Origin of the sequence: Streptomyces orinoci, from assembly GCF_003121295.1 — a bacterium.
Taxonomy (GTDB): domain Bacteria; phylum Actinomycetota; class Actinomycetes; order Streptomycetales; family Streptomycetaceae; genus Streptomyces; species Streptomyces orinoci.
The window spans coordinates 291,523-311,446 of the sequence record NZ_PHNC01000029.1; the positions used below are offsets into that span (position 1 = coordinate 291,523).

Annotated in this window: 18 protein-coding genes; 9 read left to right on the plus strand and 9 right to left on the minus strand. The window is 72.0% G+C overall.

Going from position 1 to position 19,924, the window contains the following annotated elements; genetic code table 11:
• Positions 1-5: 5 nt before the first annotated feature.
• From CV755_RS16035 to CV755_RS16060, 6 genes are all read right to left on the minus strand, one after another.
• Positions 6-1,319 (minus strand): zinc metalloprotease, encoded by a 1,314-nt coding sequence (locus tag CV755_RS16035; protein ID WP_109280926.1) that lies wholly within the window; start codon positions 1,317-1,319, stop codon positions 6-8.
• A 122-nt stretch (positions 1,320-1,441) separates the two neighbouring features.
• Positions 1,442-1,762 (minus strand): hypothetical protein, encoded by a 321-nt coding sequence (locus CV755_RS16040; protein WP_109280927.1) that lies wholly within the window; start codon positions 1,760-1,762, stop codon positions 1,442-1,444.
• Between the two features lie 144 nt (positions 1,763-1,906).
• On the minus strand, positions 1,907-2,176 hold the full coding sequence (locus tag CV755_RS16045; RefSeq protein WP_109280928.1) for a hypothetical protein: 270 nt from the start codon (positions 2,174-2,176) through the stop codon (positions 1,907-1,909).
• A 429-nt stretch (positions 2,177-2,605) separates the two neighbouring features.
• The gene (locus tag CV755_RS16050; protein ID WP_153068678.1) at positions 2,606-2,815 is read right to left on the minus strand and encodes a hypothetical protein; all 210 of its coding nucleotides are present in this window, start codon (positions 2,813-2,815) and stop codon (positions 2,606-2,608) included.
• Between the two features lie 182 nt (positions 2,816-2,997).
• Entirely contained in the window at positions 2,998-3,231 is a 234-nt protein-coding gene (locus tag CV755_RS16055) for a ferredoxin (protein WP_422070554.1), read from the minus strand.
• 20 nt (positions 3,232-3,251) lie between these two features.
• A complete protein-coding gene (locus CV755_RS16060; protein ID WP_109280930.1) occupies positions 3,252-4,700 on the minus strand; it encodes an aldehyde dehydrogenase in 1,449 nt (482 codons plus the stop codon).
• 271 nt (positions 4,701-4,971) lie between these two features.
• Between CV755_RS16060 and CV755_RS16065 the strand changes: the two genes are divergently transcribed.
• The 6 genes from CV755_RS16065 to CV755_RS16090 are packed head-to-tail and all read left to right on the plus strand — an operon-like array spanning position 4,972 to position 11,862.
• Positions 4,972-6,240: a prenyltransferase/squalene oxidase repeat-containing protein gene (locus tag CV755_RS16065; RefSeq protein WP_109280931.1), complete on the plus strand. Its 1,269-nt coding sequence runs from the start codon at positions 4,972-4,974 to the stop codon at positions 6,238-6,240.
• Positions 6,237-6,881, plus strand: coding sequence for an SCO2322 family protein (locus CV755_RS16070; RefSeq protein ID WP_109280932.1), 645 nt, complete (start codon positions 6,237-6,239; stop codon positions 6,879-6,881). The genes CV755_RS16065 and CV755_RS16070 overlap by 4 nt, the downstream gene beginning before the upstream one ends.
• Positions 6,878-8,149, plus strand: a complete 1,272-nt coding sequence (locus CV755_RS16075) for an energy-coupling factor transporter transmembrane component T (RefSeq protein ID WP_109281895.1) — start codon at positions 6,878-6,880, stop codon at positions 8,147-8,149. Before CV755_RS16070 ends, CV755_RS16075 begins: the two co-directional genes overlap by 4 nt.
• The gene (locus tag CV755_RS16080; protein ID WP_109280933.1) at positions 8,146-9,825 is read left to right on the plus strand and encodes an ABC transporter ATP-binding protein; all 1,680 of its coding nucleotides are present in this window, start codon (positions 8,146-8,148) and stop codon (positions 9,823-9,825) included. Before CV755_RS16075 ends, CV755_RS16080 begins: the two co-directional genes overlap by 4 nt.
• Positions 9,825-10,772, plus strand: a complete 948-nt coding sequence (locus CV755_RS16085; RefSeq protein ID WP_109280934.1) for an ECF transporter S component — start codon at positions 9,825-9,827, stop codon at positions 10,770-10,772. Before CV755_RS16080 ends, CV755_RS16085 begins: the two co-directional genes overlap by 1 nt.
• A 10-nt stretch (positions 10,773-10,782) precedes the next feature.
• A complete protein-coding gene (locus CV755_RS16090; RefSeq protein ID WP_109280935.1) occupies positions 10,783-11,862 on the plus strand; it encodes a hypothetical protein in 1,080 nt (359 codons plus the stop codon).
• Here CV755_RS16090 and CV755_RS16095 read toward each other — a convergent pair.
• Positions 11,843-13,015, minus strand: a complete 1,173-nt coding sequence (locus tag CV755_RS16095; RefSeq protein WP_109280936.1) for a steroid 3-ketoacyl-CoA thiolase — start codon at positions 13,013-13,015, stop codon at positions 11,843-11,845. The genes CV755_RS16090 and CV755_RS16095 overlap by 20 nt on opposite strands.
• 196 nt (positions 13,016-13,211) lie before the next feature.
• Here CV755_RS16095 and CV755_RS16100 point away from each other — a divergent pair, with 196 nt between their 5' ends.
• Complete coding sequence (locus tag CV755_RS16100; protein ID WP_109280937.1) at positions 13,212-14,450, plus strand: cytochrome P450; 1,239 nt, start codon at positions 13,212-13,214, stop codon at positions 14,448-14,450.
• Between the two features lie 192 nt (positions 14,451-14,642).
• Here the strand turns inward: CV755_RS16100 and CV755_RS16105 are convergent, their stop codons facing one another.
• Together CV755_RS16105 and CV755_RS16110 are read right to left on the minus strand one after the other, a co-directional pair.
• Positions 14,643-17,051 carry an ABC transporter permease gene (locus tag CV755_RS16105; RefSeq protein WP_109280938.1) on the minus strand — a complete coding sequence of 803 codons (2,409 nt, stop codon included), beginning with the start codon at positions 17,049-17,051 and terminating at the stop codon, positions 14,643-14,645.
• A gap of 82 nt (positions 17,052-17,133) precedes the next feature.
• Complete coding sequence (locus tag CV755_RS16110) at positions 17,134-17,880, minus strand: ABC transporter ATP-binding protein (protein WP_109281896.1); 747 nt, start codon at positions 17,878-17,880, stop codon at positions 17,134-17,136.
• A 143-nt stretch (positions 17,881-18,023) separates the two neighbouring features.
• Here CV755_RS16110 and CV755_RS16115 point away from each other — a divergent pair, with 143 nt between their 5' ends.
• Both CV755_RS16115 and CV755_RS16120 read left to right on the plus strand, forming a co-directional pair.
• A complete protein-coding gene (locus CV755_RS16115) occupies positions 18,024-19,223 on the plus strand; it encodes a sensor histidine kinase (RefSeq protein ID WP_193553411.1) in 1,200 nt (399 codons plus the stop codon).
• Positions 19,220-19,903: a response regulator gene (locus CV755_RS16120; RefSeq protein ID WP_109280940.1), complete on the plus strand. Its 684-nt coding sequence runs from the start codon at positions 19,220-19,222 to the stop codon at positions 19,901-19,903. Before CV755_RS16115 ends, CV755_RS16120 begins: the two co-directional genes overlap by 4 nt.
• Positions 19,904-19,924 lie beyond the last annotated feature (21 nt).

Consider the following 19,924-nt stretch of genomic DNA (forward strand, 5'->3'; position numbering starts at 1 on the left):
CCCGGTTACCGTCGGGAACTCACTCGCAGCCGCAGCCGGCGCCACCCCGCCCGTAGCAGCAACCACCCCGGCCGCCCCAAGGCCAGCGCCAGTCCCGCGAGGGGCAGTGCCAGCAGCAGGATCTGGAGCCAGGCCGCCGCCAGGGCCACTGCTCCGTCGGCGTGAGCCAGCAGCACACCGGCCCGCCGCCAGTCGGACTGGAGCAGCTGCGGCAAGTTGACGGCCACCAGCCCCAGTTGAAGCGCCAGCGTGGGAATCAGGAACAGCACCCAGCAGGCCACCACAAGCTGCGGGCGCCGCTTGAGCGCGTCCAGCAGGCCGTCCTCGTCGCGGCGCCGGAGCAGCACTCGTCGCAGAATCGGGGCGATGTATTTGAAGAGGTCGGGGATGCCGACCAGGTCCGCGACGATGTAGTAGCCGTCGAACCGCAGGGTCGGGAGCAGCTGCTGGATGATCTCCAGGTTGACGGAGAGGATCGCCACCAGCAGTGGCTGGAAGCCGGTCAGCGCATAGCAGCCCAACAGCCCTACGGCGAACAGTGCGTTGAAGTAGACGCCGCCGAGGTCGGCCCGGATGCGGCCGGCCCGGCTCAGCCGGTAGGAGTTGGTGATGTCGGTGTAGAACGCGGGCCAGACCAGATAGATGCCGCAGCCCATCGCCCCGGGCCGCACTCCGCCGTACCGGCAGGCCGCCCCATGGCCCAGTTCATGGAAGGCACAGGAGGCGATGGCCAGCCCGATCACCAGCAGGATGAGGGCCGGTGAGGAGAACACCGACCGCAGCGCGGCGGCGGTGTCCTGGGTGGTCAGCAGCCAGGTCTCGCCCGCCAGGAACGCGCAGACGCCCAGGATCACCAGCACCGGCCGGAACAGCCAGGCGAACAGGCCGGAGAGAAACCAGGTGAGGTGCTCCGGCAGCACCGCCAGCCGGAATCGGAAGGCCAGGAAGGGGTCGCTTCTGGTCTGCGGTGGCGGGGGCGAGCCGTCGGCGCGGGTGGTGACGCCCAGGGGCGCGAGTTTGCGGTCGATGAGGAAGGTGATGTGGTCGGCGGTGAAGCACCGTCCCGTCTCCCGGCTGAGGTCGGCGGCCACCCGCTCGGTGACCGGCTCGTCGTTCCGGTCCTCCACCGTGTGCCGCTCCAGGGAGCGGACCAGCTGGTAGAGCAGGGCGGGCAGCCGGACCAGCTGTCCGTCCGGGCGGCAGACCAGCTGGGGCGGCTCCCGGTATCCGGAGCCCTCGAACTCGCCGACCAGTTCCGTACCGGCCACCAGGGACGGTCCCCCGGTCCGGCCGGTACGCGGGGCGGATGGCAGCGACATGGGCTCTCCGGAGCGTAGGGGGAGGAAGACGGGGAGGGACCGGATGTCTCCGGCCCCTCCCCGGACAACTGCGGCCGGCCGCCGCGGTCCGGTGCTGCCCGGTGTTATCCGGTGCTATCCGGTCAGTGGCTGGAGATGGCCGCCGGGACGCAGGTCACACCACCGGCCGGGTTCTGGGAGCCCAGGCCCAGGGAGCCCAGGAGCCCCGGGGTGCCCTGGTGGTCGATGGCCTGGCAGGCGGAGAGGGCGGTGGTCCCATGGTCGCTGGGGGCCGGGGCGAACACCCCGCCACCGGTGGCCGCGGCGGAGCTGCTGCTGGCGGCACCCGCACCGTCGCCGCCGGGGTTGTTGAACGGGGTGGCCACGATGCCCATGACGGTGCGCTCGGGCAGCACCTCGCCGGAGATCAGGTCGAGCTCCTCAAAGCTGATGACGTTTTCCATTGCAATCCCCTTTACTCGGTTTTTTCGCACCCGGAAGGCCCGTTCGGCGATCCGGAGATTTTTGGCGGGCGCCCGGTACGGGCGGCGCACCGTGAACTGTCCTGCGCCCACGCGGTATTGACGTGCTGACGTCAGAGGAAGTGGTCAGTGGCTGGAGACCGCCGCCGGAATGCAGGACATGGTGTAACCGGGAGTGCTGGAGGCCAGCCCCAGGGCGGCCAGCAGGCCGGGGCTCCCCGGGTCCTGCCGGTACTGACAGGCATAGGCCACGGTCGTGCCGTGCTCGCTGCGCACCAGCATCCGGTACAGCGGATGGTCGGCCCCCGGCGGCGCAACGGTTGACAGCACGGTGCGCGGAGGCAGGGGCTCACCGGCAATCCGGTCGAGTTCCCAGAAAGTAACGGCGGACCCCATCGTCAGTTCCCTCCCTCAGGGATGACACCGTCGCCATCACCCCTCCACACGGCCAACGCCTCATAGGAATACCGGACCCAAGGCCCATCCGGCGATCACTCAATAGGGTTGCGTTGCCTGGGAATTGCGATTCCCGGGGACGAGTTTTCCTTGCCTGCTACGTCCGTTCACGTTGCCGGTGGCTGTGATTCGCCCGGCCGCTGGGGATCAGCGGCCGCGCCGCGGGGGATGGCTGGACGCGGATGGCCGGGCGCGCGCCATGGGATTCGGCAACTCCCCGTGTGGTCGCCATGGTTAGGGCGTCTTGCGCCCCATACGTCAATGAGCGTAGGGGCGTTTGACGGACATCACCGTCCGGTACGGGCCCAGTGTCGTAGTAGTGGCCGCGAAACGCGGCGACCTGCGGCGAACTGCGGCGGACCGCCGCGCTCAGACGTCCGTCAGGCAGACCCTCTTCGGCTGTACGAGCGGGGAAGCGCTCACCTTGCCGCAGTCGTCGCAGTTGATGAGGAGAAGCGGCCTTCCGTGATCGTCGCTGATCGCATTGGGCCAGGTGCTCCTGCCATGGCACTCGACGCAGGGAGTCTGGTGGTACTGCTGGATGCCTCGCCAGATGGCGTTGATCTGCTGGGGGTTCATGGTGCTGTCCATCCGTGAGGTAGCCACAGCTGGAGCCCGGCGGAGTCCGCGCGGGTCCTTCAGGGTCCCATGCGGCAGTGATCGCTGTCCGGTGTTTCACCGTACGGCTCATGGTGTACGCGGCGGCGCAACCGCCTCTGCCGACGACCGCCGTCGCCCGCCCCATGGGCCGTGAGCAGCGGCTACGGGCCCGGGAACACCAGCTCGCCGGTGTCCGCCCGGCGGATGGTGATCGCCTCCACCGGGCACGCCTCGGCCGCGTCCAGCACCGCCCGCGAGGGCTCACTCTCGGGGGTGACGGGGTGCGACTTATGGGCGGCGTCCAGGCGGAAGGCACCGGGGGCCAGGGCCGCGCACTGGCCGGAGCCGACGCAGCAGCCGCGGTCCACGGCGAGCTGCCAGCGGCTCATGCTCATGCCCATGCTCATGTCCGCGCTCACGCCCCCGTCGGCAGGTGGATCATCTTGTGTTCCAGGTATTCGGCGAAGCCCTCCGGCCCGAACTCCCGCCCGATCCCCGAGGACTTGAAGCCGCCGAAGGGTCCCAGCACATCCAGGCTGAAGGTGTTGACACAGTAGGTGCCGGTGCGGATGCGCCGGGCGAAGGCCACCCCGCGTTCCATATCCGCCGTCCAGACGCTGCCGGAGAGGCCGTACTCGGAGTCGTCGGCGAGGCGTACCGCGTCCTCCTCGTCCTCGTAGGGGATCAGGCAGACCACCGGGCCGAAGATCTCCTCGCGGGCCACCCGCATGGTGTTGGCGGCCTCGCCGAGCAGGGTGGGCGCCACATACCAGCCGGGCCCGGCGGGGCATTCGCCGCCCGCCAGGACCTTGGCGCCCTCGCGCTGACCCAGGGCGATGTACTCCAGCACCTTCTCCCGCTGGCGTCGGGAGACCAGGGGCCCGATGCGGGTCACGGGGTCCAGCGGGTCGCCCACCGGCATCGCGTCCGCCGCGGCGGCGAAGCGCTCGGCGTAGTCGGTGTAGCGGGTACGCGGCACCAGGATGCGGGTCTGGGCCACACATGCCTGGCCGTTGTTCATCCAGGCGGCGGGGACGACTCCGGCCACCGCCGTGTCCGGGTCGGCGTCGGGGAGTATCACGGCCGCCGACTTACCGCCCAACTCCAGGGTTACGCGGGTGAGTTCACGGGCGGCCACGGCCATCACCCGCTTGCCCGCGGCGACCGAGCCGGTGAAGGAGACCTTGTCCACGCCGGGGTGGCCGACCAGGTACTCGCCGGTCTGGCTGCCGCCGGGCAGTACCGACAGCACCCCCTCCGGCAGCCCGGCCCCGGCGGCGATCTCGGCCAGCAGATAGGCGTCCAGCGGGGTCTCGGGGGCCGGTTTGAGTACCACCGGGCAGCCGGCCAGCAGCGCGGGCGCCAGCTTGGCGGCCGCGGCGAACTGGGGGACGTTCCAGGGCACCACCGCCGCCACCACGCCCACCGGTTCGCGCCGCACCAGCAGCGGGCCCAGCGCGCCGGTGCGGCGCTCCTCGTAGCACTGTTCGCGGGCGACCCTGAGCGCGCCGTCCCAGACCATCACCGCGCCCAGCGCCTGGGCGAGCAGGCTCCAGGAGCAGGGTGAGCCGTTCTGGGCGGAGATCAGCCGGCCGATCTCCTCATAGCGGGCGGCCAGGCCGTCCTTGATCCGGGTGACGATCTCGATCCGCTCCTCCGGCGGCCGGGCGGCCCAGCCGGGGAAGGCGGCCCTGGCGGCCGCCACCGCGCGGTCCACATCCGGGTACGAGGCGTGCGGCACCCGCCCGATGACCTGCTCGCTGTGCGGTGAGACGACCTCGATCACCTCGTCGGTGGCGGGGTCCGTCAGCACCCCGCCGATGAAGAGCTGCCGGTGCTCCAAAGCTGCCGAATCTGACGCCATGTCAGACGTGGTAGCACCGGCCGGGCCGCCCGGCAATGTCCCCGGCGGCCGGGATCACTCCGGAGTCGGTGGGCGGGATCACTCCGGGTCGGTGGGCGGGGCCACTGCGGGGCCGGTAGGCGGGACCAGTCCGTACCCGGCGGCCGGACCTGCTGACCAGCGGCCGCACCCGCTGACGCAACCGCCCGGTAAGTGCCCACTAAGCGCCCGCTAAAATGTCCGGAAACCCGGTAAAAACCCGGCGTCCGATGTCTGAGAGGCACCCCTAACCATGGCCCCCCGCTCCGCCACGCGCCGGACCTCCGCGATTCTGGGCGCGATCGCCCTGTTCGCCACCACCGGTGTGACCGCCGCGTCCGCCGACTCCTCCCCGGCACCCAAGGTGCCGGGCCTGTACGGCAGCTCGGACCCCAAGTTCGACGGCGTCTTCCGCCAGTCGCTGGCCTTCCTGGCGCAGAACGCGGCCGGGGTCAGCCCGGCCCCGCAGGCGGTGGACTGGCTGGCCGGACAGCAGTGCGCGGACGGCGGCTACCCGGGCTTCCGGGCCGACACCGGCAAGCCCTGCGATGAGCACAAGGGTGAGTTCACCGACAACACGGCCGTGGCCGTACAGGCGCTGGCCGCCGTGGGCGGGCGCGGTGAGCAGGTCAAGAAGGGCCTGGACTGGCTCACCGCGCACCAGAACGCGGACGGCGGCTGGGGCATGGGCCCCGGCGAGACCAGCAACTCCAACTCCACCGCCGCCGCCATCGGCGCCCTGGCGGCGGCCGGGAAGGACCCGGCCAAGGTCACCGCCAAGAGCGGCAAGAGCCCCTATGACGCCCTGCTCACCTTCCAGCTGGGCTGTGACGCCAAGGGCGATGACCAGGGCGCCTTCGGCTGGGCCCCGCAGAACGGGCAGCTGACCGCCGACAACTCCGCCTCCGCCGCCTCGGCGCTGGCCGCCCTGGGCAAGGGATACCTGGTGCCGCCGGCGGGCAAGGACGACAAGCCGGTCCAGCCGCTGGACTGCAAGCAGGGCAACGGGGTCAAGGGGGCCAAGGACCCGCAGGCCGCCTCCTCGGCCGCTTCCGCCTACCTGGTGAAGAAGCTCGACGCGACCGGTGACCACCTGGAGTCCTCCATGCCGGGCGCCCCCAAGGGCCCGGACTTCGGGGTGACCGCCGACGCGGTGACCGCCCTGGCCGCGGGCGGCCACCGGCAGGCGGCCGAAAAGCCGCTGAAGTGGCTGGAGTCCAAGGACGCCAAGGCCGTGCAGTGGGCCAAGGGCGACTCCGGCCAGGGCGACCCCGGCCGGCTGGCCAAGCTGGTGCTGGCCGCCCATGCGGCCGGTGCCGACCCGCGTGACTTCGCCGGCACCGACCTGGTGGCCCAGCTGAACGCCACCGGCCCCAAGCCCGCCGCCACGCCCACCCAGCAGGAGGAGAAGAAGAAGGAGAAGGGCACCACCTTCGGCGTCTGGTGGTTCGTCGGGGTCTGCCTGGTGGCCGGGATCGGCGTCGGCTTCCTGCTCAGCGGCCGCAAGAAGCAGCAGTCGTGACCAGGGCCCGCACAGCGGGCGCCCTGCTGATCGCCGGGCTGCTCGCCCTCCTCGGTGCCGCCCCGGCGCAGGCCGCCGGGTACCGCTACTGGTCGTTCTGGCAGAGCGGCGACGGCAAGAGCTGGACCTACGCCACCCAGGGCCCGGCCCAGGCCCGCCCGGCCGACGGCCAGAGCATCGGCTTCCGCTTCGCCGTCAGCCAGGACTCCGCCAACGCCGCCAAGCCGCGTACGGAGCCCGGCTTCGCGGCCGTCTGCCGGAACACACCCGCCCAGGCGGGCCATAAGCGGGTGGCCGTGGTGCTGGACTTCGGGACCGCCGAGGACGCCCCCGACAACGAGCGGCCGCCCGCCGGCCGTACCGCCTGTGCCCAACTGCCCGGTGACGCCAGTGCCGGTGACGCGCTGGCCGCGGTGGCCAAGCCGCTGCGGTACAACTCCGCCGCGCTGCTGTGCGCCATCTCGGGCTATCCCAGGGCGGGTTGTGGCGAGCAGGTCGAGGGCGGAAAGCACTCCGGCACCGAGAGCGGAGCCAAGAGCGAGGGCGGCGAGGGGCCGTCCGTGGGGATGATCGCCGCCATCGCGGCCGTGGTTCTGCTGGGCGCCGGCGCCCTGTGGCAGGCGCGCCGCCGGCGCGGATGAGCGCGGGGCAGGCGCGCCCCCGGGAGTTGCACGCGGGCGCGTGGTGGATATGGGCGCTGGGCCTGGCCACCGCCGCCTCCCGCACTACCAATCCGCTGCTGCTGTGCCTGCTGGTGGCGGTGGCGGGCTATGTGGTGGCGGCCCGGCGCACCGAGGCGCCCTGGGCCCGCTCCTATGGCGCCTTCCTCAGGCTGGGCCTGGCCGTGATCGTCATCCGGCTGGTGTTCGCGGTGCTGCTCGGCTCCCCCATCCCCGGTACGCACACCGTGCTCACCCTGCCGGAAGTCCCGCTGCCCGACTGGGCGCGCGGGGTGCGGCTGGGGGGCCGGGTCACCGCCGAGGGGCTGGTCTTCGCCCTCTATGACGCGCTCAAGCTGGCCGCCCTGCTGATCTGTGTGGGCGCCGCCAACGCCCTGGCGAATCCGGCCCGGTTGCTGAAGTCGCTGCCGGGCGCGCTCTATGAGGCGGGAGTGGCGGTGGTGGTGGCGATGACCTTCGCCCCCAATCTGGTGGCGGACGTCCAACGGCTGCGCGCCGCACGGCGGTTGCGCGGCCGCCCGGACCGGGGCCTCAAGGCCCTGCTCCAGGTGGGACTGCCGGTGCTGGAGGGCGCGCTGGAGCGTTCGGTGGCGCTGGCGGCGGCCATGGACTCCCGTGGCTACGGCCGTACCGCCCAAGTCCCGCGTGCGGTACGGCACACCACCTCGGCCCTGACCCTGGGCGGTCTGCTGGGGGTGTGCGCCGGAACCTACGGTCTGCTGGCCGACCAGGGCGCGGGGTACGGCATGCCGCTGTTGCTGGCCGGGGTGCTGGCGGCCCTTGCCGGGCTGCGCCTGGGCGGCCGCCGCTCGGTACGCACCCGCTACCGGCCGGACGCCTGGGGGTTGCGGGAGTGGCTGGTGGCCGGCTCCGGGGCCGGGGTCGCCGCGCTGATGATCGTGGCCGGTTCGCAGGCCCCCGGGGCGCTGCACCCCTCCGCCGTACCGCTGACCGCGCCCCGGCTGCCGCTGTGGCCGGCCGCCACGCTGCTGATCGGGCTGGCGCCGGCCTTCCTGGCGCCCGCACCGCCGCGCACGCGGGGCCGTACCGCGCCGCCTGCCCAGGCCCGTACCCAGCCGCATAACGAGGCCCGCACCGAGCCGCGCACCCAGGCCCCTACCGAGCCGCCTGCCCAGACCCGAACCCACCCGCATACCGAGGCCCGCGCCCACCCGCCTACCCAGGCCCGTACCCAACCGCGCACCCAGAAAGGAGACTCCGCCCGGTGATCCGCTTCGAGCAGGTATCGGTCAGCTATGACGGCGCCGCCGCACCCGCCCTGCGGGATGTGGAACTGACCATCCCCGAGGGCGAGTTGTGCCTGCTGGTCGGCCCCTCCGGGGTCGGCAAGTCAACCCTGCTGGGCGCGGTCGGCGGACTGGTGCCGCACTTCACCGGCGGCACCCTGCGCGGCCGGGTCACCGTGGCCGGGCGCGACACCCGTACCCATCGGCCGCGTGAACTCGCCGATGTGGTGGGCATGGTGGGCCAGGACCCGATGGCGCATTTCGTCACCGACACCGTGGAGGACGAACTGGCCTATGGCATGGAGTCGCTGGGCCTGCCCGCCGACACCATGCGCCGCCGGGTGGAGGAAACCCTGGACCTGCTGGGCCTGGAGGCCCTGCGCTCCCGGCCCATCGCCACCCTCTCCGGCGGCCAGCGCCAGCGGGTGGCCATCGGCTCGGTGCTCACCACCCACCCCAAGGTGCTGGTGCTGGACGAGCCGACCTCCGCCCTGGACCCGGCCGCCGCCGAGGAGGTGCTGGCGGTGCTGCAACGCCTGGTGCACGACCTGGGTACCACGGTGCTGCTGGCCGAGCACCGGCTGGAGCGGGTGGTGCAGTACGCGGACCAAGTCATCCTGCTGCCCGCGCCGGGCGCCGCCCCCGTGGCCGGCGACCCGGCCGAGATCATGGCCCGCTCACCGGTGCATCCGCCGGTGGTCGGCCTGGGCCGGATCGCGGGCTGGTCCCCGCTGCCGCTGTCGGTACGCGACGCCCGCCGCAAGGCTGCCCCGCTGCGTGAACGGCTCGCGGACCGTACCCCGCCGCCGGTGTCCCCGGCGCCCCCGGCGCCCCTGGTGCCGCAACAGCGCCCGCGTCCAAGGCTGTTGGGCCGACGCTCCATGGAGCCGTCCACCGCACCCGCCGCCGAGACCTCCGCCCTGGTGGTGCGGCATGGCAGCCTGGACGCGCTGCGCGGGGTGGACCTGCGGGTGGGCGCCGGGGAGACGGTGGCCCTGATGGGCCGCAACGGGGCGGGGAAGTCAACCCTGTTGAAGACCCTGGTCGGCATGCACGCCCCCGCCCGGGGTTCGGCCCGGGTGGGCGGCCTGGAGCCGCACCGCACCGGCCCGCGCCAACTGCTGCGCCGGGTGGGCCTGGTGCCGCAGGAGCCGCGCGATCTGCTGTACGCCGACACGGTGGCCGCCGAATGCGCGGCCGCCGACCGGGACGCGGAGGCCGCGCCCGGCACCTGCCGGGCGCTGGTGTCCGAGCTGCTGCCGGAGGTGGCCGACGCCACCCACCCCCGTGACCTCTCCGAGGGCCAGCGCCTGGCCCTGGCCCTGGCCGTGGTGCTCACCGCCCGTCCGCCGCTGCTCCTGCTGGACGAGCCCACCCGGGGCCTGGACTACGCGGCCAAGGCCCGCCTGGTGGAGATCCTGCGCGTGCTCGCGGCCGAGGGCCATGCGATCGTGCTGGCCACCCATGATGTGGAGCTGGCCGCGGAGCTGGCGCACCGGGTGGTGATTCTCGCCGAGGGCGAGGTGGTGGCCGACGGGCCGACCGCCGAAGTCGTGGTCTCCTCCCCCGCGTTCGCGCCCCAGGTGGCGAAGGTGCTGGCGCCCTCCCCCTGGCTCACGGTCGCGCAGGTGCGGGACGCGCTGGGGCTGGTGCCGTGATGAAGCTGCCCCGGCGCCGCCCTGGCACCGTTTCCCCGGCGGGCTCCGCGCCCCGCGAGGGGCGCCAGGCGGACGCGTATACGGCTCCGCCGAGTGGGCGCCATCAGCCGCAAACGGCCCGCACCGGACCCGGCACCGCGTCCCGCCCCAACCCCATCCGCCTGGGCCCCCGTTCCATCACCGCCCTGACCCTGATCACCCTCACCGGCATGGCCGCCTTCGCCTGGCCCCTGCTGGCGAGCGGCAACTCCGGCCTGGCGCACAGCCATGACGCGCCCTACCTGTTCGCCGCCCTTCTCCCCCTCCTCCTCGCCGTTGTCCTGGCGACCATCGCCGACACCGGTCTGGACGCCAAGGCCATCGCCATGCTCGGCGTACTGGCCGCCGCCGGCGCCGCCCTGCGCCCGCTGGGCGCCGGCACCGCCGGCATCGAGCCGATGTTCTTCCTGATGGTGCTCTCCGGCCGGGTCCTCGGCCCGGGCTTCGGTTTTGTCCTGGGCGCCCTGTCGATGTTCGCCTCCGCCCTGCTCACCGGCGGGGTCGGCCCCTGGATGCCGTTCCAGATGCTGGCCATGGGCTGGGTGTCCATGGGCGCGGGCCTGCTGCCCGGCCCCGGCCGGCTGCGCGGCCGCGCCGAACTGGCCATGCTGGCCGGGTACGGAGCGCTGTCCTCCGTCCTCTACGGCACGGTGATGAACCTCCAGGGCTGGCCCTATATCGGCTCGCTCGCCTCCGGGATCTCCTTTGTCCCCGGCGACCCGCTCTCCGCCAACCTGGCCCGCTTCACCGCCTACTGCCTGGCCACCTCCCTGGGCTGGGACCTGCCCCGCGCCGTGGTCACCGTGCTGGCCACCCTCACCCTGGGTCCCTTCGTCCTGCGCGCCCTGCGCCGCGCCACCCGCCGGGCGGCGTTCGAGGCACCGGTCACCTTCACCTCGACCTCGTAACGGAACCGCCATGAGCCATCCCATCGTCACCCGCAGCCCGGGCCAAATACGGGGCAGCATCGTCGCCTCGGCGGCATTGGGGCTCGCCCTCGCCATCGCCGCCGCCGTGCTGCTCCTCGTCCCCGTACCCCGGGCCCTCCACGAGCAGCGGGCCTTCGCCGCCGCGGCCGAGTGCCCGGCGAACTCCGGCTCCGGGGACTGCCTGCGCCGGATGCCGGCCACCGTGACCGGGACCGACAGCGAGTACGTGCACAAAACGACCGTTCACTGGCTGTCCCTCACCGAACGGAACGGCACCGCGCACCGCCTGGCGATGCGCAACACAGGCCCCGTCTACTCCTCGGTCTCCCCGGGCGACCGGGTCACCGTGACGTACTGGCGCGGCCGGATCCGCTCCGTCGGCTTCCACGGGTGGCGCCAGGCCACCGCCGAGAACCCGGCCGGCAGATACCGCACCTGGTCCGCGGCCGGTCTGGGCCTTCCCGGGCTCGCCGGTGTGTTCCTGTGGTGCGCCCACGCGCTGCGCCGGGCCTGGCACAGCCCCGATCCCGCCGTACGGCGGGGCCGGCGCATGTACGTTCCGGTGACGGCCGCGCTCGTCATCGGCGGCATCGGCTGCATCGCCCCGTTCGTCACCTCGAACCTGTCCGCGGCCCTCCAGCTCACGGCGCTCTGCGACGCACTCGTGCTGGTGGTCACCGCGGCGGTGATGTTCCTGCTGGGGCGGCGTACCTCCGACTCCCTCGCGGTCACCCCCCGGACGCCCGAGCGGGAGGAACGCTTCCCCGGCCTGGTCATCGGCCAGGTCCCCTATGCCGGCGGCGGCTTTCTGGTGGCCGCGCCCGGTCAACTGGCCGTGACCATCGACCCGGACGGCCGGATCCTGCGCAAGCCGCTGCCGCGCACACTGCTCGTCGAGCGGGTGCGCCACCTCTACCTCACCGACCCCGTCGATGCTCCCCAGCGCGGTTCCCGGGTGATCGAATGCCGGGACGGTGAGCAGCAGGTCCTCATCGTCACCGGGAAGAAGAACGTCCCCTGGGTGCTGGGCGCCCTGGCACCGGAAGCGGTCAGGACAGCCGCTGAATGATCGTCCCGGTCGCCAGCGCCCCGCCCGCGCACATGGTGATCAGCGCGAACTCCCCGTCCCGCCGCTCCAGTTCATGCAGGGCCGTGGTGATCAGCCGTGCCCCGGTGGCCCCCACCGGATGCCCCAGGGCTATGGCGCCGCCATTGACATTGACCTTCTCCAGGTCCTGGTCGAAGACCTGCGCCCAGGACAACACCACCGAGGCGAAGGCCTCGTTGATCTCCACCAGGTCGATATCGCGCAGCGCCATCCCCGCCTTGCCCAGCACCGCGCGGGTGGCGTCCACCGGCCCGTCCAGATGGAAGTGCGGGTCACAGCCGACCAGGGCCTGGGCGACGATCCGGGCCCGGGGGCGCAGCCGCAGGGCGCGGGCCATCCGTTTGGAGGCCCATAACAGGGCGGCGGCTCCGTCGGAGATCTGGGAGGAGTTGCCGGCCGTGTGCACGGCGGTGGGCATCACCGGCTTGAGCCGGGCCAGCGCCTCCATACTGGTGTCGCGCAGCCCCTCGTCCCGGTCCACCAGGCGCCACATGCCCTGCCCGGCCAGCTGCTCCTCCTCGGTGGTGGGCACCTGGACCGCGAAGGTCTCGCGCTTGAAGCGCTCCTCCGCCCAGGCGCGGGCGGCCCGTTCCTGGGAGCGGAGCCCCTGGGCATCCACATCGGCCCTGGTCAGTCCGCGCCGGCGGGCGATCCGCTCGGCGGCCTCGAACTGGTTGGGCAGGTCCACATTCCACTCGTCGGGGAAGGGTCTGCCCGGCCCGTGCCGGGAGCCGCTGCCCAGCGGCACCCGGGACATGGCCTCCAGTCCGCAGCCGATGCCTATGTCGATCACCCCGCAGGCGATCATGTTGGCCACCAGGTGGTTGGCCTGCTGGGACGAGCCGCACTGGCAGTCCACGGTGGTGGCCGCCGTCTCATACGGCAGCCCCATGGCCAGCCATGCCGTGCGCACCGGGTTCATCGACTGCTCGCCGGCGTGGGTGACCGTGCCGCCGACGATCTGTTCCACACAGTCGGGCTGGATGCCGGTGCGGGCGAGCACTTCCCGGTAGGTCTCCCCCAGCAGATAGGCGGGATGGAGATTGGCCAGCGCGCCGCCGCGCTTGCCGATGGGGGTGCGTACGGCCTCGACGATGACAGGTTCTGCCGCCATGACTCGTCCTCTCCCGGATGCCCGCGATCCCAGTCCTACGCGCTGCTACCGCCGGTACGCAAGGGTCGCGCAAAGCCGCGCCGGGCAACAGATGGCGTCGCCTTCATTGCCTTGTCCGGGGCCCGGAGTTAGCGTCGGGCCAGTTGGCTGACGCTGCGTCAGACGAAGCGTCGGCACCCCCCGAGGAGTGGTCGCCATGACCTGCCCCGCCCTGCCGGACGGCTTCGACTTCACCGACCCCGGCCTCTACCACCACCGTGTACCGTTCCCGGAGTTCGCCCTGCTGCGGCGTACCGCGCCGGTGTGGTGGAACGCCCAGCCGCCCGGCATCGCGGGCTTCGGCGACAACGGCTACTGGGTGGTGACCCGCCACGCCGATGTACGCGAAGCCTCGCTCCGCCCCGAGGATTTCTCCTCCGCCCGCAACACCGCCGTGATCCGCTTCCGTCCGGACATCCGGCCCGAACACATCGACGCCCAGCGGCTGATGATGCTCAATATGGACCCTCCGGAGCACACCCGGGTGCGCCAGATCGTCCAGCGCGGCTTCACTCCGCGCGCCATCCGCGCCCTGCGCGAGGCACTGCATGAGCGCGCCGGGGCCATTGTGGAGCGGGCGCGCGCCAGGGGCGGCGGTGACTTTGTCACCGATATCGCCTGCGAACTCCCGCTCCAGGCCATCGCCGAGCTGATCGGCATCCCCCAGCGCGACCGGGCGAAGATCTTCGACTGGTCCAACACAATGATCGCCTATGACGATCCCGAACTGGCCGCCGATCACCGGCCGGGCGTCGAGGCCGCCGCCGAACTGGTCGCCTACGCCATGGAGTTGGCCACTGCACGGACGGCCTGTCCCGCCGACGACATCGTCACCCGCCTGATGGCCGCCGAGGACCAGGGCAACCTCCGCTCCGATGAGTTCGGCCTGTTCGTCCTGCTGCTCGCCGTGGCCGGAAACGAGACCACCCGCAATGCCATCACCCATGGCATGCACGCCTTCCTCACCCACCCCGACCAGTGGGACCTCTACCGCCACTCCCGCCCCGCCACCACCGCCGAGGAGATCGTCCGCTGGGCCACCCCGGTCACCGCCTTCCAGCGCACCGCCACCCATGACACCGAACTGGGCGGCGTCCCCATCACCGCCGGCCAGCGCATCGGCCTCTTCTACGCCTCCGCCAACCGCGACCCCGAGGTCTTCGACTCCCCCGACACCTTCGACATCACCCGCGACCCCAATCCCCACCTGGGCTTCGGCGGCGGCGGCCCGCACTTCTGCCTGGGCAAGTCCCTGGCCATCCTGGAAATGGACCTCCTCTTCGCCGCCATCGCCGACACCATGCCCGACATCCAACTCGCGGGCGAGCCACGGCGGTTACGGTCGGCATGGCTGAACGGGATCAAGGAGATGCGGGTGCGGTACGGGGGCGGGTAGGGGGCCTCTTGGCGGGAAGCCCCCCGCAGGATCGCCCGTTCCTCCACCATCGGGTTCACCGCGGCCGCTGCCGTGCCGGCACAGGCGCAAGGCGTGATCGGCGGTGCTCTGGGAGGCGCTTGGCCGCCTGTTCAAGTGGGCAGTACCTGGACACCGCCCCGATGGCGCACCCGATGGCGGCTCTGCCCGGTCCTACTCGGTCCGCAGTGCGGTGGCGGTCCGGGTCCGTGCCGCCCAGCCGGCCGGCGGCAGTGCGCCGAGCAGGGCGATCACGATCCCGCCGGCCAGCAGGGGGATGAGCAGCCCGGCGGTGTAGACGTGGGAGACGCTCGGCGGCAGGTGCCGGCCGATCGCGTTCCCCATCGGGGTCAGCGTCGCCTTCTCCACCGCGGCCCCGAGCGGGACCCCGATCAGCCCGGCGATCAGGCCGGTGAGGGACACCGAGGTCAGCACCATCGCAATGGTCTGCTTGGGCGTCATCCCAAGGGCCTTGAAGATCCCCAGATCATGAACCCGCTCCCGGGTGTCCTGCACCACCATGCTCAGCACCCCGAGCGCGGCGACCGCCACCATCATCAGCGTGAGCGTGGCCACCAGGGTGCCCATGATGATCATCACGATGTTCTTGCCCCCGTCCGAGTGCGGCTGGACCGAGGCGTTCAGCGGGGTCAGCGCGGCGGCGGCTGAGGTGGACCAGTCCGGTCCGCTGACGTTCGAGGCCAGCTCGACGTTGAACTGCTCGATGTGCGGGGCCAGACCGGCGGCGGTGAAGGTGGCCGCGTCCGTCATGACCGTGTAGTCGCCCACGTTGGTGTCGAAGTTGATGCCGACGACCTTCAGCGGCAGTTGCTTGTTCTGCTGCACCACGGTGACGTTGTCACCGACGTGGATCCCCACCGTCGTGGCCAGCTTGTCGCCGACCACGGCCTCGCCGGGCGCCGAGAACCAGCGGCCGGACAGCAGCTCCATGTTCGTCCAGGAGAAGTCGCCGGTGACCGTGAACACCCTCGGCGGTTCGCCGCCGGGCGGGGCGCCGACGATGGTCGCGCCGCTCTCGCCCCAGCCGAAAGCGGCCTTTGTGCCCGGGGTCTTGGCGAGCGCGGCGGCGACCTTGGCGGCATCCAGGTGTGGCCTGCGCGGGTCGTTGGGGCCGTAGCGACCCCAGGGCACGCCTACGTCGGCGGTGGGTTCCACGAACTCCGACGCGACGTTGAAGCCTGAGGTACTGGTGTCCAGGTACTTGTTGAACGCGGACTCCAGCCCCACCGCGAACGTGGCACTCACCACGCCGAACAGCACCGCCGCACCGACCAGTACGGCCCGGGCCGGCCGGGCGAAGGGCTGGGCCAGCCCCAGCGACATGGCCCGGGGCAGCGGCAGCCGCGAGGCAAGGCGCTGCGCCGTCCGACCGGCCCCGGCCCTGGGGGCGCGGCCGGCCACCAGGGCCTGCACCGTCGGCATCCGGCCGGCCCGCAGTGCCGGGATCAAAGCCGTGGTGCCGACGATCAGCAGGGTGCCCAGCGGCACCACGGCGCTGACCCACCACGGAATCGTGGCACTGGCCGCGCCGAGCTGCTTGGTGGCCTCGTCCAGGATCGGCACAGCCAGGAGATTGCCGGAAACCGTGCCGAGCACCAGGCCGAGTGTCGCCGGGATCATGGCCTGCGCGGTGTAGGCGCGGGCCACCTGCGAGGGGGTGAAGCCCAACGACTTCAGAATCCCGATACGCCGGATTCCCGACGCCACAGCCCCGCTGACCACGATCGCGATGATCAGCACCGACATCAACAGCCCTAGGATCCCGAAGCCGATCAGGAACGGCACATAGGCCCTGGCGTTGCCGCCGGCCTGCTGCTTCGCGGTCAGGTACGACTGTCCGCTCTCGACCGCGCCGGCCGGCGCAGCGGCGGCCACCGCCTGCTTGTCGGTGGCGATGTCGGCGTCGGTCCCGGCCTTGGCGAACCGGTAGAGCATCTGCATGTCGGACCTGGCACCGGCGGCGGTGAGCCGCGCGAAACCGTCGGCGGTGGCGAAGGCGGTCGCGCTGTTGGTCACCGAGCCGCCGAAGCCGACGACCTTGAACGACGGCTTGCCCGGCAGGGAGGAGAACACCACCGAATCGCCGAAGCAGACGGTGGCATAGTGCTGCCACGGCAGGGCGATCTCGCCCCGGCCGGCCGGCCAGCGCCCCCGGGTCAGCACGAGTTGGTCCATCCCGGAGGTGCTGCCCAGGCCGGGCCGGGTGGTGACGGTGATCGGACCGTTGTCGTGACCGGCGAAATCCTTCTTGGGGCAGTCCGTGCCGACGGTCGTGTCCAGGGCCGCGGCGATCGGGTACGGCCCGGCCGCCTCGGTGACGCCGGCGGCGTGCGCGGTGGCGGCGGCCTGCGCGGCCGTGGCCTTCGAACCGTCGAACTGGACCGCCAGGTGCGCCCCGTTCCGGGCACTGAAGGCGTGGTCGAACGGGGCCTGCACAACGGCCAGCAGGCCGAGGGAGAGTACTGAGGACGTCACCGCGGCGAACGTCGTCAGGGCCATCACGATGGACTGGATCCGACGCCGGCCCACGCCGGAGCGTACGACCTTGCCGAGCGCGCTCACCGGCTCACCTCCGGCAACAGGCGGGCCACGGGCCGGAATCCGGCCTCGAAGAGGCGCCGGGGCATCAGGGGCTTGCGCAGTGTCATCCGACCGCTCCCGCCGGACGGGTCAGCGGCGTGCGGGCGGCCAGGCCGGTACCGCTGCCGTCGTTGACGACGTCCCGCTTGACCGCGCCGTCCACCAACTCGATCGTGCGGCGCGCGGTGCTCGCGGCCAACTGCACATCGTGGGTCACCAACACGATGGTCTGGCCCTCGCTGTTCAGGTCCAGCAGCAGCCGGCGCACATCCTCGGCCGAGCTCGAGTCCAGCGCGCCGGTGGGCTCGTCGGCCAGCAGCAGCGCCGGCTTGTTCATCAGGGCCCTGGCCACCGCCACCCGCTGCCGTTGCCCGCCGGACAGCCGCTGCGGGTAGGCCTTGGCATGCCGGTCGATGCCCAGCGAGCCGAGCAGCTCGATGGCCCGCCGCTTCGCCTCACCCTTGCCCATCCCGGCCAGCTGCGCCGGAACCATGACGTTGTCCAACACGGTCAGGTCATCGAGCAGATTGAAGAACTGGAAGATCATGCCGATCGAGGCCCGGCGGTACTTCGCCGAACCGGCCTCACCGAGCTGATCGACGCGGGTGCCGTTGACGGTCACGGTGCCACTGGAAGGCTTGTCCAGACCGGCGATCAGATTCAGCAGCGTGGACTTCCCGCTGCCGGAATGGCCGAGGATCGCCACGCAATCACCGGACGCCACGGACAAGGTCACACCGGCCAGCGCGGGCGGGCCGTCGTCGTACTTCTTTATCGCGTCCTGGAGAGCGATCATCGGCGGATTCGTCATGGCCATGAACCTAGGAACGGACCCTGATCCATCGCGTCGGCCGGCGGATGTCAGCTCTCCCCCAGGCCATCGGCCCGGCGGTGTACCCGGCGTACATCCCCGGGGCGACGCGCAGGGCCGACGCCGCTGAATACGATCTCCGGATGGAAGAGCTTCTCCAGCGTCTCTCGACATCGAAGCGCGTGACCTGGCTGATGTCACAGGCCGTGGTGCCGGCCACCGCCTGCTGCTACGCGATGCTGCTCCCCTGGACGATGCCGGCCCCTGCGGACGGCCTGTTCCGGTTCCCCGACCTCGAGCCCGTCGAGATGCTGGGTCTGTACGTCGTGCTCGCCCTTCCGGTTCTGCTGGTGCGCCGTCTGCCGGCGACCGTCTTCGCGGTGATCCTGGGCGAATCAGTCCTCGGCGACCTCTTCGGCGCGCAGCCCGTGATCGTGTTCGTCCTGCTCGTCGCCTTGGCCGGGTACCTCGCCGCCCGGCGGCCGAAGGCGGCCGCCGTCGGCTCCGTCGCAGGCGTCGCGGCCGCGTTCGTCAACGACCTCCACGGCTACCCCGGGAAGACCGTCAGCGACGCGGCCCAGTGGACCGGGGGGATCGCGTTGTGGTTCGCGGTCGCCTGGGTCTTCGGAGGCGTGTATCGCAAACGCCGTGAATACCTCGAAGCCCTGCACGAGCAGAGGGCGGCCCGCGCCGTCATGGCCGAGCGGCTGCGGATCGCCCGTGAACTGCACGACAGCGTCGCGCACAGCATCGGGATCATCACGGTGCTGTCGGGAGCGGCGGCGCGGGTCGTGGAGACCAAGCCCGAGCAGACGCGGCAGGCGCTGACCGGCATCGAGTCCACCAGCCGCCAGACGCTGCTCGAACTGCAGCGCATGCTCGGGGCGCTCCGCCGCGCCGAGCCGGACGACGCCATGCCGGGGGCCGCTCCGCTGGCGCCGGCCGGCAGCCTGGCCGACGTCCCGCAGCTCGCCGAACGCACGGCCGGCGCCGGGGTGCGGGTCCAGGTGACCTGGCGGGGCGAGCAGCGTCCGCTGCCGCCGGAGATCGAACTGTCGGCGTTCCGGATCATCCAGGAGTCGGTGACCAACGTGGTGCGGCATTCCGGGGCGCGAACGTGCCGGGTTGCGGTCGGTTACGAGCCGGAAAAGGTGACGATCGAGGTGGTGGACGACGGGGACGACGGTTCCGGCGGGCCGGGCCGTCCGAGGCACTCCGCGGCCGGCGGGAGCGGCTTCGGCCTGCTCGGCATGCGCGAGCGCGTCACATTGCTGTCCGGCCAGTTCAGCGCCGGCCGGCGTCCGGAGGGCGGATTCCGGGTGACGGCGAGCCTCCCGGCATGAGCGTGCGGGTGCTGCTGGTCGATGACCAACCCCTGATGCTGGTCGGGCTCCGGATCCTGATCGGCGACACCGACGACCTGAAGGTGGTCGGCGAGGCCGGCGACGGCCGCGAGGCGGTACGCCTGGTGCGTGAACTGCGGCCGGACGTCGTGGTGATGGACATCCGGATGCCCGGCATGGACGGGATCGAGGCGACCCGGCAGGCGACCGCCGAGCCGGACCCGCCCAAGGTGCTGGTGCTGACGACCTTCGACGACGACGAGTACGTCTATGGCGCACTGCGCGCCGGGGCCAGCGGATTCCTGCTCAAGAGCATGGCCCTGGACGCGATCCTGGACGCGATCCGCGTGGTGGCGGCCGGTGACGCGTTGCTCGCGCCGAGCGTGACCCGACGGCTGATCGCGGACTTCGCCGGAACGTCCGGCCCTGCGGCCCCCGAACCGGACGCCGAGCCCGCCGCGGACCCGAGTCCCATCGCGGGGATCACCGACCGGGAACGCGAGGTGCTGGCGCTGGTCGGACAGGGACTGTCGAACACCGAGATAGCCGAGCGGCTGGTGATCAGCGCGGCGACGGCGAAGACCCATGTCGCGCGGCTGTTCGCCAAGCTCGAGGCGCGAGACCGCGTCCACCTGGCGATCATCGCCTTCGACACCGGGCTCGTGCCGCGCAGACGGTAGGGCAGGATGCTCCGCCGGAGG

Excerpts from the sequence above, each read along its gene's own strand:
- CV755_RS16035 (WP_109280926.1), bottom strand. The coding sequence starts at position 1,319 with ATGTCGCTGCCATCCGCCCCGCGTACCGGCCGGACCGGGGGACCGTCC.
- CV755_RS16040 (WP_109280927.1), bottom strand. The coding sequence starts at position 1,762 with ATGGAAAACGTCATCAGCTTTGAGGAGCTCGACCTGATCTCCGGCGAG.
- CV755_RS16045 (WP_109280928.1), bottom strand. The coding sequence starts at position 2,176 with ATGGGGTCCGCCGTTACTTTCTGGGAACTCGACCGGATTGCCGGTGAG.
- CV755_RS16050 (WP_153068678.1), bottom strand. The coding sequence starts at position 2,815 with ATGAACCCCCAGCAGATCAACGCCATCTGGCGAGGCATCCAGCAGTAC.
- CV755_RS16055 (WP_422070554.1), bottom strand. The coding sequence starts at position 3,231 with ATGAGCATGAGCCGCTGGCAGCTCGCCGTGGACCGCGGCTGCTGCGTC.
- CV755_RS16060 (WP_109280930.1), bottom strand. The coding sequence starts at position 4,700 with ATGGCGTCAGATTCGGCAGCTTTGGAGCACCGGCAGCTCTTCATCGGC.
- CV755_RS16065 (WP_109280931.1), top strand. The coding sequence starts at position 4,972 with ATGGCCCCCCGCTCCGCCACGCGCCGGACCTCCGCGATTCTGGGCGCG.
- CV755_RS16075 (WP_109281895.1), top strand. The coding sequence starts at position 6,878 with ATGAGCGCGGGGCAGGCGCGCCCCCGGGAGTTGCACGCGGGCGCGTGG.
- CV755_RS16085 (WP_109280934.1), top strand. The coding sequence starts at position 9,825 with ATGAAGCTGCCCCGGCGCCGCCCTGGCACCGTTTCCCCGGCGGGCTCC.
- CV755_RS16090 (WP_109280935.1), top strand. The coding sequence starts at position 10,783 with ATGAGCCATCCCATCGTCACCCGCAGCCCGGGCCAAATACGGGGCAGC.
- CV755_RS16095 (WP_109280936.1), bottom strand. The coding sequence starts at position 13,015 with ATGGCGGCAGAACCTGTCATCGTCGAGGCCGTACGCACCCCCATCGGC.
- CV755_RS16100 (WP_109280937.1), top strand. The coding sequence starts at position 13,212 with ATGACCTGCCCCGCCCTGCCGGACGGCTTCGACTTCACCGACCCCGGC.
- CV755_RS16110 (WP_109281896.1), bottom strand. The coding sequence starts at position 17,880 with ATGACGAATCCGCCGATGATCGCTCTCCAGGACGCGATAAAGAAGTAC.
- CV755_RS16115 (WP_193553411.1), top strand. The coding sequence starts at position 18,024 with ATGGAAGAGCTTCTCCAGCGTCTCTCGACATCGAAGCGCGTGACCTGG.
- CV755_RS16120 (WP_109280940.1), top strand. The coding sequence starts at position 19,220 with ATGAGCGTGCGGGTGCTGCTGGTCGATGACCAACCCCTGATGCTGGTC.